The sequence below is a fragment of the Photobacterium chitinilyticum genome (genome assembly GCF_004104355.1).
Taxonomy (GTDB): domain Bacteria; phylum Pseudomonadota; class Gammaproteobacteria; order Enterobacterales; family Vibrionaceae; genus Photobacterium; species Photobacterium chitinilyticum.
Map to the genome: position 1 here is coordinate 724,898 of NZ_RJLM01000001.1, position 13,458 is coordinate 738,355.

Below are 13,458 nucleotides of genomic sequence, written 5' to 3' on the forward strand. Positions count from 1 at the left end.
ATATACGGTATTATTTTGTTAGACAATTAAATTATATTTTTCTCGGAGAATATTAATTATTTCTGCTTTAGGGTTTTCACTCAGTATGATTTTTTTGCCTGTGATTTTTTCGGCGATGCTGGTGTATACCTTGGACACTTGCATCAGTACATCTTGAGGAAGGGCATTGTTACGAGCAAGTGCCGAACGTTCTTCCATACGGTCTTTGTTGAGCAAAATATCCGGATCAGGGAAGTGGTTAAGCAATAGCTGTCGGAAGTCTTCTTTAGAGTTCTCGACTATTTTATTCTCACGGTAAGCGGCTCCTTCCCAGATACGAGACGAATCTGGTGTCCCCACTTCATCCATATAGATAAGTTTATCGTTGCCTTGCGCATCGGTCACATAGCCAAATTCAAACTTGGTATCGACAAAAATCTGGTCAATTTTTGCAAGCGCTTCGCTAATTACGCCAAACCCTTCTTTTAAAAGCGTTTCATAGCGCGCAATGTCATCAGGTGAACTGAAATTAAACGCTGCAAAGTTGTCTTCGATGTTCTGGCGGCTGATGTTGACATCGTCGACAGCAGGAACGCCCGGAATACCTTCCAAGATCCCCTTGGTAGACGGGGTAATTAGCAGCTCTGGCAGTTTCTGATCTTTTTCGAGGCCTTCTGCGACATTGATTCCGCAGAATTCGCGTTCACCGTTGGCGTAGGCACGCCACATTGAACCTGTGATGTACTGGCGACAGATTGCCTCGATTTTTACCGGTTTGGCTTTTTGCACAATCCATACAAAGGGATGAGGAATATCAAGTATATGGCTATCAGCCAGCCCGTTGTCACGGAACAGCTTAAACCAATGATTAGAAATAGCATTGAGTGCGGCCCCTTTCCCGGGAACGCCTTTCATCCCGCCTTCGCCATGCCAAATGCAATCAAAAGCAGAGATACGATCACTGATCACCATAATGGCCAATGGGGCATCAGGCTGAACGTTATAGCCTTTTTCTTTGATCAGACGGCGGCTGTCAGCTTCAGTCAACCAGTACACAGAACGTACTTTTCCGCTATGAACGGGTTTGTCAGTACGGATTGGGAGGTCGTCATTTACAGCGAGAACTTGATCAGCAAGGCTCATGGTGAATTCCTATTTCAAAAGTCGAGACAAAGATAAAACCATGCAGGCTAAGCCGTATTTGTATTCAAAACAGGGGCCCAGCCTGTAACTGAGGCAGATAATAGCAGAAGCGATTGCAGCTTTCAGCAAATAAAGCAAACGTTTGCGTAATTTGATTTTACCTATATGGTCGAGAGAACTTGGTTTTAACGCTTTACTGTAGATTTTGAGAAGCGAAGAGGGGCGAGTTGTGGCAAAATCATCGTCCTTTCGGCTTTTCAGGTTCAACTCCCACTATGATGCGCTATACCTCCGAGCAGACAGCATTTATAAATCACCAAACAGGTAACGCACTCTGCATCGCTGGCGCCGGTACGGGAAAAACCACGACCTTAGTTGGTTTGATTGAAAAAAAGCTAGCTCAGGTACCCGCCGAAGAGATGCTGGTGATGATGTTCAACCGTGATATTCGCACCGATTTTCAGCAGAAACTGCAGGCAACGGGAATCGAGCAAAATGTGCCGGTACATACTTTTCATAGCTTTTGCCTAAAGCTACTTAACCAAACCGGCTTTCTTCGCGAAACAGGGTTCCGTGTCGACTATCAAAGTGGAGAAAGTGATAAGTCTTTGGTGAAAACAGTGCTGCGGACCGTTGCCGGGCAGGAGAAAAGCTTTCAGCGTCAGCAAATGATTAAGGATCCCAAGACTATCGAATTGCTGCTGAGCTTTGCCGGTCTTGTTAAGGCGTACATGCTGCCGCCGCGTGAAGTTTTTCAGATGTCGGAAATTAGCCGTGACTATTTGTTTATCCTTGATGCCTACGAGCAGTTTGAAACCTTGCGCAAAGAGCACAAGATCTTGTTCTTTGACGACTGGCTAGTGGAGTCGGTGAAAATGCTGGAAGGCTCAGATGCTATTCGACAGCATTACCATCAGCACTGCAAGCTTGTGGTGGTCGATGAGTTTCAGGATATTAACACTGCCCAATACCGCTTGATCAAGCAGTTGTTGGGGCCACAGACGCAATTGTTGGCTGTCGGGGATGTCGATCAGTGCATCTACAAATGGCGTGGCAGTGCGCCGCAGTTCATGCTTGATTTTGACAATGATTTTGCACCTGCCAGTACTTATACATTGTCACGAACGTTTCGGTTCGGTCATAGCCTGGCTTTGTCTGCCAGCCACCTTATTGCCAACAACAAGCAACGTTTCAGTGATTTCCTGACTATTTCTGACGAAGGCATTAGCGATACTGCAATTGAGGTGTCCGGCACCTCGCGGCAGGTCGGAGAAATAGCCCAGTCGGTACAGCAATATATTGACGAAGGGGGAAATCCGTCGGAAGTTGCTATTTTGGTGCGGCGCTGGTCGCAAACGTTGCTGTTTGAGTTGGCATTTCTGAGCAAGCAGGTGCCTTACCAAATGCCGGTGCCTTCGGTGTTGGCCAACAGCCGTGAAGTCAAGTTGCTAATTGAGCTGATGTCGTTGGCAACGGGCAGATATGAGCAGATGCCCCAGCAGCAAAAGTCATTGCTGCTGTTTAATTTTCTCTGTTTTCCTCATTGTTACGTGCCGAATAAAGCGCTGCGTCCGCTCTGTGATCAGTTGGCTGGAATGGAAACGTCAAATTGGTTGGTGTTCATCACCAGATATGACAAAGCAAACAGTAGCCTGAAGCTGGATAATCTTATTGAGCGATTAGAATTGCTGGTGAGGCTACAGCGAAAAGGTAGCTTTAAGGCGCTTGAAGTCTATAACCAATATCGAAATGAAAGCGGACTTGATAGCTGGATTTGGAAGACGGAAGCTACTGCGACAGAAATTGAAGAGTCGGTTGAAAGGCTCGATAGTGTCGCGACAGTGCTTGAATCCATGGATCAAAATTGCGATAAGGCGTTGCAATATTTTGAATACTACACTCAAAAATCGGCCCAGAAATCGACCCAGCTTTCTGCCGCCTCGAACGATGAGGCTGCTGGAGTGCAGTTAACCACTATTTTCCGTGCCAAGGGTTGTGAATATAATTGTGTCCACCTACCGTTTTGGGACAAGGATGCCTTTCCTTATATGAATAAGTCGGCGGGAAGTATTGCTGCTGATGTTGAAGAAGAGCGCAGGTTGGCTTATGTCGGTCTGACGCGGGCAAAGGAACAGGCGAGGGTCTATTTTACCGAACCGGAGAAAAAGTCGGCCAAAGCAACCAATGCCAGTAGGTTTGTACTGGAGGCTAAGGCTGAACTGGCCAAAGATCTGGGCCCTAAACTTTATCAAAGCGGCGAGCTACCTCATCACCGCTCACCGATTGTCTGTGAGTACTATAAAAAGCTGGGGCGTGAAGAAGATGTGCAAGCCCCATTGGAAATAAACATCAACGATATAGATTCAGGTATTGGTTCGGACACTAACTCGAACTACAGCTATCAGTGGGCGTTACGCCAACCTTTACCCGTTAATGCGGATAAGGTTATTAGTGCGATGGTCCGCACCAAAACGGCCAAGTACCTTGATTCCGAAATTAGCCGGGTGATTCGGGAATTGGGTGCAGCGTCAGAGACTAAGAAAAAAGTACTGGTGAACCGATTGATTGTTGCTGCCAATGCAAGAAGTCGAGTAAGGCGGTAAGCGCTTTTTTCTTAGCGCTGTTTCTCTTGTTCGAGAGGTGGGTAATTACTTCGAGCGATATCGATTATTTGTGGTCGGAATAATTTCAGTATCAAAAATTATGTGATTACACTCGAGTGCTTGCCAATATGTTTTTGAATCACATCGCAGCTTGTTTTAGTTGAACAAATAATAACCAGAACCCGAATATAGAACGGAGGCTAGTTATTTATGTTGAACAGAACTAAAGCGAAAGAAATTGGCTACTTAATTGGTATTGCGCTCGGTGTTTGTGTGAGTGGGGCAACGTTTGCTAATGTCCAGCCAGTTGAATGGGTCCCAGGCCAAACATCGGTCGTAGATGGTGATTTGGTTAGTTATAACGGAAGCTGTTTTGTTGCCCAGAATAATCCAGGAGTATGGGATACACCGTCGGCATCGTCATCCTGGTTTTGGAAGCTATCTGATTGTACTACGGGCCCTGTAGTACCAGGTCCGGGGCCAACTCCTAATCCTAACCCTGCTCCTGGCTTTACCGTTATTCCTGATGGTAAAGGCGGCTACTTAATGCCACGTAGCGAGCTGGAAGCGATTGAAACTAAGCTAACCAGTACGGATCTTTTCAAGTTAATACGTTCTGATGTCGCGACTCTTGATAATGCTTTGGTTGAGGCCGTTATTCCGCTCAGTATCAGCAATCCGGACAATGTTCGCCGTGTCGAGTCAATCGTAAATGAAGCGATGTGGAACTACCTGTTCCCGCTGCGTAACGAAATGTATACCTATACTCGCTTCCTACAAGCAATTGCTAAGTTCCCGGCTTTCTGCCGAACGTATAATGATGGTCGCAACTCAGACGATATTTGTAAGCGTTCTATTACTACGATGTTTGCCCACTTTACTCAGGAAACTGGAGCTCATGCACCAAGCTGGGAGACATCGAAAGGTGTGCCTGAGTGGCGGCAGGGACTGTATTACCTCCGCGAGATGTATAAGTCTGAAGATAAACCTGACGGTACTTATAGTAAATGTAGTGGTTGGCAAGGTGAGAAGTGGCCTTGTGCTCCGGGCAAAAGTTATTTTGGTCGTGGTGCGAAGCAATTGAGCTGGAACTACAACTATGGCCCGTTCTCGGAGGCAATGTTCGGTGATCAAAGTATTCTGCTGGAAAATCCAGCACTGGTTGCTGATACTTGGCTGAACCTTGCTTCAGCGGTATTTTTCTACGTCTATCCTCAGCCACCGAAGCCAAGCATGCTGCATGTTATTGATGGTACCTGGCAGCCGAATGCGTCGGACAAGGCCGCTGGAATCGAATCTGGATTTGGTGCGACGATTCAGATCATCAATGGCGCATATGAGTGCAATAAAGGCGCTGAAACCGCACTAGCGCAAAATCGGATTGATTATTACCGCTTATTTGCTAAAGAGCTGAACCTTGATATTACCGGCGAGAAGCTGGGATGTGCAGATATGAAGCCATTTGATACCGATGGTGCCGGAGCACTGATGATCACCTGGGACAAGGATTGGGGTTGGAATCCAAATACACCAGGGAATCATAGTTTTGCATGTAAGCTCGTACCTTATCAGTATGCATTTAACGCATTCTTTAAAGGTGACTATGAGAAGTGTGTCGAGTACCACTTCAACGTGCAAGCCTATGATGAAAACGGTAATGTGATCCCCGAAGGGCAGTAGCTGTTAAATAGTTGCTAATACTCTCAGCGTTATTGGATGGGTATAAAAATGGTCAGCGTTGAGCTGACCATTTTTGTTGAGTGCATTATTTGTAGTGTTACGCTTTTTTATACAGACTTTTTTCCGTACTCAAACCTTTAACTAGGCTCACGCACATTAACAGAAGAATAATGGTAAAGGGCAGGGCTGTTGTGATGGTTCCTGCCTGTAGGGCCTGAATGGCCTCAGTTCCACCAACCCATAACATTACTGCTGCAATAGCACCTTCAACCGTTGCCCAGAAGATACGCTGCGGGACAGGAGCATCGACTTTACCGCCTGCTGTTATGCTATCAATAACGAGAGAGCCAGAATCTGATGAGGTGATAAAGAACACCATTATCAACACAATCGACAAAACGGAAATAACCGAACCAAATGGCATTGCATCAAATACATGGAATAGTGTCAGGGAAATATCGGTTAATCCATTTGCGCCTAATTCACCAATCTTGTTTGCGACCTGGTCGATAGCAATGCCACCGAAAACAGACATCCAAATCAGAGTAATCAATGTTGGGATAAAGATAACGGCGATCAAGAACTCTCTAACGGTTCGGCCCTTAGAGACACGTGCAATAAACATTCCTACAAATGGTGACCAAGAAATCCACCATGCCCAGTAAAATACTGTCCAGCCATGCATCCAAGCAACGTCTTCGCGTCCGTGAGGGTTACTCAGTGGAATGATGTTTTCGATGTAGCCCATCAAGGTTGCAGGGAGGGAGCCTTTCGCAATAGCAAACCCAACCAAGGCAACAAAGACAAGAAGAGCAACAGCAAATAGCATGTTGATGTTACTTAATACCTTAACGCCGCCTTCAATGCCTCGAACAACAGAGATAACTGCGAGGGCTGTTACAAAAGCAATGACAGCTAGCTGCATGCCAAGGCCACCTTCGGTGCCGAAAACATGGTTGATACCGCTGGTTGCTTGCTGTGCACCAAGCCCTAACGAGGTTGCAAGGCCAAATAGGGTGGCAAGTACTGCCATAATATCAATGGCGTTCCCAAACCATCCCCAAGTTCGATCGCCGAGCAAAGGGTAGAAAATGGAACGAATAGAAAGTGGCAACCCTTTGTTGAATGTGAAGAAGGCTAAAGAAAGGGCTACAACCGCATACATAGACCATGCGTGAATCCCCCAGTGGAACATAGTCGCACCCAGAGCAACCTTTTTTGCTTCAGGGGAAAATGCCTCAACGGCCAATGGCGTTTCATACCAACCTGTGAAGTAGGCGGTTGGCTCTGCCACTCCCCAGAACATAAGACCAATCCCCATGCCAGCAGCAAAGAGCATTGCTATCCATGAAATATTGGAGTGTTCAGGTTTGGCATTGATGCCACCAAGTCTAATTTTGCCAAGTGGTGAGATGATTAAACCAAGGCAAAAAATCAGGAAAATATTCCCAGACCACATAAATAGAAGGTCAAAGTTTTCAATAATTTGCACCTTGAGGCCATTTAGAGCGGCCTTGGCAGTGCTTGGGTCAACAAGCAATAGTGCGGTCAAAAATAGAATAATAAGACCTGCACTGATACCAAAAACAGGGTTGTGAACGTCAAACCCCCATTTTTGAACGTTGTCTTGCCCAACTTCGTAATCCGTTGTTTTTATGCTGTATTTATTAAATACGCTATCCATAGTAACTCTCAAACGTTTTGTCCTCTAAGTATTTTCTTCTGATAAATATCAGTAAAACAGCGCTGAAATGAAAAATGCTTAGACTTCAAATTAAAAAAATCGGCAAAATGTTAACATTAGAGCAGGGTTATCACAAGTGAGTGTTTAAATTCCTTCATTTGGCATGACTTTTTAGTGGTTGGGTTGGTTCTGGCAGGGGTTGGGATTGATCAAATGCTTTGATCTCTAATTATTTGTGCTGAATGTATTTTGACGGGTGAAAATCAACTTCATTGCGAGAGAAAACCAGTCACGTAAAGTGACTGGTTGCAGCGGTGCTCGGTGGTATCTCTATAGGGTATATCTGGAGAGTGTATCTAGAGAGAATGTGTAATAAGTTAAGACTCGTGAACGTTGGTCGCAACGGCTATCCGGTTCCATATATTCATTGTTGATATCAACATGATAAGTTGGGCAATTTGTTTCCTGTCAAAGTGCTCCTCCAGCTGTTTGTATGTCGTATCACTGACGCCGTCATTTGAGATTTGTGTCACCTCTTCTGTCAGTGCAAGTACCGCTTGCTCCTCAGGGGTGAACAGTGACGACTGTTTCCATGCTGATAGCAAGAATAGCCGTTCGTGAGTCTCGCCTTGTTGCAATGCTGATTTAGTATGCATCTGAATACAGTAGGCGCAGCCGTTAATTTGAGAAGTGCGAACCCTGATAAGTTCTTCAAGAATAGGTGGGAGCTTACTATTTTTGATGTATTTTTCTAAGGTAAACATCGCGTTGTATGCTTCAGGCTGAGTTGCGTAGATATTGACTCGAGACATGTGAAGATCCTTCGGTGATTAGGGTAAATACGTGCATGACCCAAATATAGGAACTTCCTTTGTTGACATAAATGTACATTTTGCTAAGTAACTAATAGCAAAATTGCATTAATTGGGAAGGCGTCGTGAAACTTAAACTCAGTGAATTGGAAGTGTTCGTCGCAGTGGCAGAGTCCAGCAGCTTTAACTTAGCGGCAGACAGGCTGGACATCGCAAGCTCGGTGGTAAGCAGGAGCATCAAAAAGCTGGAAGCTGACTTGGAAACAACTTTGTTTAATCGAACGACACGACGTGTCACCTTAACGGGTGAAGGTGCGTGGCTTCTTGATAAAGCAAGACATGTTTCTGAGGATGTTGTTGCTATCGAGCACCATTTCACTCAGAAGCACAAACAGCCACGAGGACGTTTAACCGTAGATGCGGCATCATCATTCGCTCTACATGCGATAGTCCCTTTGTTAGCGGAATTTACTCAGCTTTATCCCGATGTTGAAGTGACTCTTGTCAGCAATGACTCAATCTCTGATTTAATCGAAAGAAAGGTAGATGTCGCGATTAGAGTAGGGCTGCTTAGTGATTCGACGCTCAAGGCTCGCAAGTTAGGAGTGACTCAACGCGGATTATATGCAAGCCCGAGTTACCTTAAGCGTGTTAGTTACCTAGATTGCATTACACAGTTATCCAAGCATCAATGCTTGGGGTTTGACCAATATAAATCTCTTAATATTTGGCCGCTTAAGGATGATAACGGCGAAAGATTGTGTATTTCTCCGCAGGTGAGCAGTAATAGTGGTGAAACACTAAAACAGATGGCGGTAAATGGCTTGGGGATCGCTTGTTTGTCTAATTTTACTGTTCAACAGGAGCTGGAGTCCGGTTTACTTGAGCCGGTGCTAAAGAGTTTTTGGGAGAAAGAGAATATACCCATTAATGCCGTGTTCTATTCAGAGCGGGCATTAAGTCCAAGAGTGCGCGTTTTTATTGATTTTTTGGTTAGCAGAATCAAACTCTCTTAAAGCCTGTATGCCAGCCAAACCGTTCTGTAAGTATGCAACGCCTTTATTTGTGTAAAACATGAAGAAGCTGGCATCATTCGATGCTCCTCAATAAATTCCCAAGCAGCATCAGTTATGTAATTTTATTCTTGATTTGCAATATTTTGTTACGCCGGGTACACTCCGCTGCAAAAATACAGCGTTCATTTGCAGCGCTGTTCGTTTTATGATCAAATATCTGTTGAGTTTAATAATGACTAAAAAACTGTTGTTACCTTTATGTATTGCTGTGGGTTTGTCTGCATGCGGCAGTGGTGGCGGAAGCGATGTTTCATCAACACCTGCCGCTCAGGAGAAAGGTAAGTTTGTTACGGTTACACCAGCGGTACAGAAAGGAGGAGCTATAGCTCTTAGTTGGAATCAGGTGAGTGGTGCAGATCATTACAAATTACTTAGATATCGTCAGACAAGGCAGCGTTTGACTGATGAAGTAGTCGCGACTCACGTAACTGGTACTTCGTTGAATCTGGTTCTTGATTTGGTTGATATGGATGCCGCTACAGCAGATTATGAGCTATTAGCATGTGATAGCTCAGATTATTGCTTCACTAAATCGGCAAAATTCCGACTTGAAAACTTGGAACAAGCTATCGGTAAAGTAAAAACTAACCTTAATCGCTATGATTCTGATCGTGTTCGTTTCGGTAGTGCTGTCGCGTGGCAACAGGATTATCTTGTTACCAATATAACAGATGATTCAAATGGTATTGTTCAGCTTTATTCTGCTCAAGGTGACGGGCAGTATCAGATTGATGAGAGTCTGCTGCGTAAATCCTATTTAAGGACAGCCGACCGTCACGCAACTCGAGCAAATAGTATAGTGACAGCTGGCAGCAGCTTTGATGATTTTTTCCTTGCAGCGGCCACGCTTCCAAGTGAGCAAGGTAAAGATGAAGCTTTTGTTTATATGGCCAAAACAATGGACACTATGAACAACGGTAACCCTGAGCGCTGGCTTCAAGGGCATACAGCGCCGCGTGGGCCTGTGAGCGACAGCTATGGTGCAGCATTGGCCAGCTCAGGTGAAGATGGTGGCATGATTATGATGGGGCACCCGACGAAAAATACGAGCGGTGAGGTTTCATATTATTTCTTTAAAGACCTGAGTTTTCCTGCTGCCCCTGAGCAATATATGAAGAGCATTTCATCTCCGGGTGAGTTTAAAGTTAACCGTCCGAATGATTTGGCTGCAGATGCAAAATTTGGTGCTAGTGTTGCAATTGCCAAGGATGAGGTATTGGTCGTTGGTGCTCCGATGGATTCGTTGCTTAAAGGTTCAGCAAGTGAAATTAAGCATGGTGGCGCAGTTTATGTGTATCGTAAGGCATTAGCACCAAGAAATTATAATGAAATCTGGCAGCTAGAAACGGTACTGACTTTGCCTGATGGCTATTCAAAAGAGAACAGTGGCTTTGGAAGTTCTGTTGTGATCAATAAGGCTGCGAACCTTGTTTTGGTTGGTGCACCGGGTATAGATCGTGTGTTGACTTATAAATACGATGAGCAGAGAGGCTTTTGGAGTGAAATTGATGCAATTACTCCGGTGAAGGCCTCGGCAGGGCAGAAATTTGGCAGCCAGTTGGCACTCAGTGATAAAGGTTTCTTGGCTGTTTCGGCACCGTCAGCGCCATGGCGTGGGTTTGGTTTCCACACCAGTGCAGATACATTGGAACGAGGTGGTGACCTTGATGGTGCGGTCTATATTTATCGCTTGAATGATTACGGTAACCGTAATTATGCTTGGGAAGGAGCGATTACCGGAGATAGTGTCTCTGGTGTAAATGAAGAGTTCGGTGCTTCCTTGAAATTTAAGCCTGGCACTAACACTTTGGCCGTAGGGGCTCCTGGTCATCCGTCGGATCCTACGCTCGATTGGAGTGACCGTTCATGGCCTAATGCTGGTGCAGTTTATATTTACTGATTATTCAGCAAGTTTCTTTTGACTTAATAGTGCAACAAAACCGGCAAAGTACTGCCGGTTTCTGTTGTTAAGGTCGTCCCTGCTCACCGCAAAAAACCGATTCATACAAGCTCTCTATCAAAAGCTAAAGCTGAACTTCTAAATACACACTTTCCTCCTTCCTCTGAACTGTCTTTGTTTACAATGATTTTTAGTCGTTACTCAAAGGGGCGAAGGTCTATTTTCTCAAACTCACAGACCTCACGAATAGTTGGATATTGTGCCAAGCGTTTCAAATACGCGTTTAAATGAGGAAATGACATGGGTGATTTTTTAACGCCGAGAGACCATTTCAAAAGCATAAACAAGAAGAAGTCACAGGCTGAAATCTTATCGCCGAGAAGATATTGTTTGTCGGTTAATGCTTCATCAATAATTAACAAAGACTCAGCGATACGTTCATCCTGAGCCTCAGCAATCGCCGGAATTGCACTTTCAGCTGTTGTATGTTTATGCGGATAGTAGCGAACCATGAGTTCAGCTTGTAGCGTGTTGTTCAAATACGTTAGCCATTGAAAGAACATAGGCCTTGCTTGGCTTCCTAATGGTGGGATCAGGCCTTTTTCAGGGTGCTGTTCACACAGATGAATACAGATCGCAGGGCTTTCGAATAAGGTGATTTCACCATCAATCAAGGTCGGTATTCGTCCTGCGGGATTCAGTTTCAAATATTCCGAGGATTTCTGTTCATTTGATTTTCGGTCGACAAGTAGTAGCTCATACTCGAGTTTCATTTCGTGGAGAAGAAAGTGAGGAGCGAGGCTGGCATTGTTGGGATAGTAATACAACTTGTACATATAAGTTATTATCTCCAATGATTATTGTATGTATATACAGTGAATGATACAGATATATGCTGTTATCAAATAGGTTTCATTTTCTGTTGCTCTCCTCGGCAAAGAGGAAGCTATTTATATGTTTGCTTGCTTTGTAAGTATTTTCTTATACTTGGACTTTAAAGCAGAAATCAAACGGTATGGGCAGCACAGAGGTTGTCCATCATTTTTTCGTAATTGCATTCACTTTGATTTTGAACGAATGATTTAGCAGGAACACAGATGGATATTAAACAAACTGATTTACTTCAGACCGGTTTCTACATTAACGGTAGCTGGCTGCAGAATGAGAAATGTTACGCTGTCATAAATCCCGCAACAAATAAAAAGATTGCTGATGTGGCCTCAGCCGGTGAGCAGGAAACGAGTGCAGCCATTGATGCAGCAACTATTGCATTCAAACTATGGCGAAAGAAAACCGCCAAAGAGCGCTCGCAGGTGGTTCGCCGTTGGGGGGAGCTGATGATGGAGCATCAGCACGACCTCGCTACTATTATGACAACCGAGCAAGGTAAGCCTTATGCTGAGGCGCTTGGGGAAGTCGGTTATGCGGCAAGCTTTTTTGAATGGTTTGCCGAAGAAGGGAAGCGTATTTATGGTGAAACGATCCCGACCCACAAGCCAGATTCGAGAATTCTTGTGACCAAAGAACCCATTGGTGTTGTAGGGGCGATTACCCCGTGGAATTTTCCTTTGGCAATGATCACTCGCAAGGCCGGTCCAGCGATTGCTGCCGGCTGTACTATGGTATTGAAGCCGTCGGAAGAAACACCGCTGAGCGCGATGGCAATGGCTGTTTTGGCCGAGAAGGCGGGTGCTCCTGCCGGCGTTTTTAACGTGGTTTCAGGGAATGCTGCCGAAATTGGTGGCGCACTGATGGCTGCAAAATCAGTGCGTAAAATCTCGTTTACCGGCTCGACTCGTGTAGGCAAACTATTGATGCGTCAGGCTGCCGATACGGTGAAGAAGCTGTCTTTGGAGCTGGGTGGCAACGCGCCATTTATTGTGTTCGATGATGCGGATATTGATGCCGCAGTGCAGGGAGCGATGGCCTCGAAGTTTCGCAATACCGGTCAAACCTGCGTATGTGTCAACCGCTTTTATGTTCAGGACAGTGTTTATGAACAGTTTACAACCAAGCTTGCCAAAGCGGTGAGCAATCTCAAGGTTGCAAGTGGCTTCGAAGAAGGGGTGACGCAAGGACCGTTAATTAATGCGTTGGCACTAGAGAAGGTCGAAAGTCATGTTCAGGATGCGGTTGCTAATGGTGGTGTGGTACTTGTGGGCGGTAAGAACAGCCCGTTAGGCGGTAACTTCTACGAGCCGACGGTGATTGCCAATGCCCATCATGCGATGCGCATCGCCAGCGAGGAAACATTTGGCCCGGTAGCGGCTTGTTATCGTTTTAGTTCGGAAGAGGAAGTGTTAGAGCTGGCAAATGCTACTGAATCCGGGTTGGCGGCATATTTCTATTCTCGGGATATTGGCCGAGTCTGGCGGGTAGCTGAAGGGCTTGAGTCCGGTATTGTCGGGATCAACGAAGGTATCATTTCGACCGAGGTTGCTCCGTTTGGTGGGGTCAAAGAATCAGGCCTAGGGCGCGAGGGCTCTCGTTATGGCATCGAGGATTATGTCGAAGTAAAATATATGCTGATGGGTGGCATCTAAATTTTATTGTTGTTGTGAATGCTGTGTTGTTTCGAGAT

9 protein-coding genes are annotated in these 13,458 nt (G+C 45.3%); 5 read left to right on the forward strand and 4 right to left on the reverse strand.

Translation table 11 applies throughout. The features are described 5' to 3' along the window. Window positions 1-18: 18 nt before the first annotated feature. Window positions 19-1,122, reverse strand: coding sequence for a phosphoribosylaminoimidazolesuccinocarboxamide synthase (locus EDI28_RS03075; protein ID WP_128782355.1), 1,104 nt, complete (start codon window positions 1,120-1,122; stop codon window positions 19-21). Between the two features lie 275 nt (window positions 1,123-1,397). On the opposite strand from EDI28_RS03075, the gene EDI28_RS03080 reads away from it, so the two are divergent. After that, a complete protein-coding gene (locus EDI28_RS03080; protein WP_128782356.1) occupies window positions 1,398-3,725 on the forward strand; it encodes an ATP-dependent helicase in 2,328 nt (775 codons plus the stop codon). A gap of 210 nt (window positions 3,726-3,935) precedes the next feature. Beyond that, window positions 3,936-5,405 carry a chitinase gene (locus EDI28_RS03085; RefSeq protein ID WP_128782357.1) on the forward strand — a complete coding sequence of 490 codons (1,470 nt, stop codon included), beginning with the start codon at window positions 3,936-3,938 and terminating at the stop codon, window positions 5,403-5,405. A gap of 97 nt (window positions 5,406-5,502) precedes the next feature. On the opposite strand, the gene EDI28_RS03090 is transcribed toward EDI28_RS03085, so the two are convergent. Together EDI28_RS03090 and EDI28_RS03095 are read right to left on the reverse strand one after the other, a co-directional pair. Next, window positions 5,503-7,089, reverse strand: a complete 1,587-nt coding sequence (locus tag EDI28_RS03090; RefSeq protein ID WP_128782358.1) for a BCCT family transporter — start codon at window positions 7,087-7,089, stop codon at window positions 5,503-5,505. A gap of 377 nt (window positions 7,090-7,466) precedes the next feature. Beyond that, window positions 7,467-7,901 (reverse strand): carboxymuconolactone decarboxylase family protein, encoded by a 435-nt coding sequence (locus EDI28_RS03095; RefSeq protein WP_128782359.1) that lies wholly within the window; start codon window positions 7,899-7,901, stop codon window positions 7,467-7,469. Between the two features lie 125 nt (window positions 7,902-8,026). On the opposite strand from EDI28_RS03095, the gene EDI28_RS03100 reads away from it, so the two are divergent. Then, window positions 8,027-8,917, forward strand: a complete 891-nt coding sequence (locus EDI28_RS03100; protein WP_128782360.1) for a LysR family transcriptional regulator — start codon at window positions 8,027-8,029, stop codon at window positions 8,915-8,917. A gap of 232 nt (window positions 8,918-9,149) precedes the next feature. Continuing rightward, entirely contained in the window at window positions 9,150-10,877 is a 1,728-nt protein-coding gene (locus EDI28_RS03105; RefSeq protein ID WP_128782361.1) for a hypothetical protein, read from the forward strand. A 197-nt stretch (window positions 10,878-11,074) separates the two neighbouring features. On the opposite strand, the gene EDI28_RS03110 is transcribed toward EDI28_RS03105, so the two are convergent. Then, a complete protein-coding gene (locus EDI28_RS03110; RefSeq protein WP_128782362.1) occupies window positions 11,075-11,713 on the reverse strand; it encodes a glutathione S-transferase family protein in 639 nt (212 codons plus the stop codon). A gap of 261 nt (window positions 11,714-11,974) precedes the next feature. Between EDI28_RS03110 and EDI28_RS03115 the strand changes: the two genes are divergently transcribed. After that, window positions 11,975-13,420, forward strand: coding sequence for an NAD-dependent succinate-semialdehyde dehydrogenase (locus EDI28_RS03115; RefSeq protein ID WP_128782363.1), 1,446 nt, complete (start codon window positions 11,975-11,977; stop codon window positions 13,418-13,420). The last annotated feature ends 38 nt before the right edge of the window (window positions 13,421-13,458 follow it).

What these genes read in the sequence shown, in the direction of transcription:
- EDI28_RS03090 (WP_128782358.1), bottom strand. Translation starts at nt 7,089, where the DNA reads ATGGATAGCGTATTTAATAAATACAGCATAAAAACAACGGATTACGAA.
- EDI28_RS03095 (WP_128782359.1), bottom strand. Translation starts at nt 7,901, where the DNA reads ATGTCTCGAGTCAATATCTACGCAACTCAGCCTGAAGCATACAACGCG.
- EDI28_RS03105 (WP_128782361.1), top strand. Translation starts at nt 9,150, where the DNA reads ATGACTAAAAAACTGTTGTTACCTTTATGTATTGCTGTGGGTTTGTCT.
- EDI28_RS03110 (WP_128782362.1), bottom strand. Translation starts at nt 11,713, where the DNA reads ATGTACAAGTTGTATTACTATCCCAACAATGCCAGCCTCGCTCCTCAC.
- EDI28_RS03115 (WP_128782363.1), top strand. Translation starts at nt 11,975, where the DNA reads ATGGATATTAAACAAACTGATTTACTTCAGACCGGTTTCTACATTAAC.
- EDI28_RS03080 (WP_128782356.1), top strand. Translation starts at nt 1,398, where the DNA reads ATGATGCGCTATACCTCCGAGCAGACAGCATTTATAAATCACCAAACA.
- EDI28_RS03075 (WP_128782355.1), bottom strand. Translation starts at nt 1,122, where the DNA reads ATGAGCCTTGCTGATCAAGTTCTCGCTGTAAATGACGACCTCCCAATC.
- EDI28_RS03085 (WP_128782357.1), top strand. Translation starts at nt 3,936, where the DNA reads ATGTTGAACAGAACTAAAGCGAAAGAAATTGGCTACTTAATTGGTATT.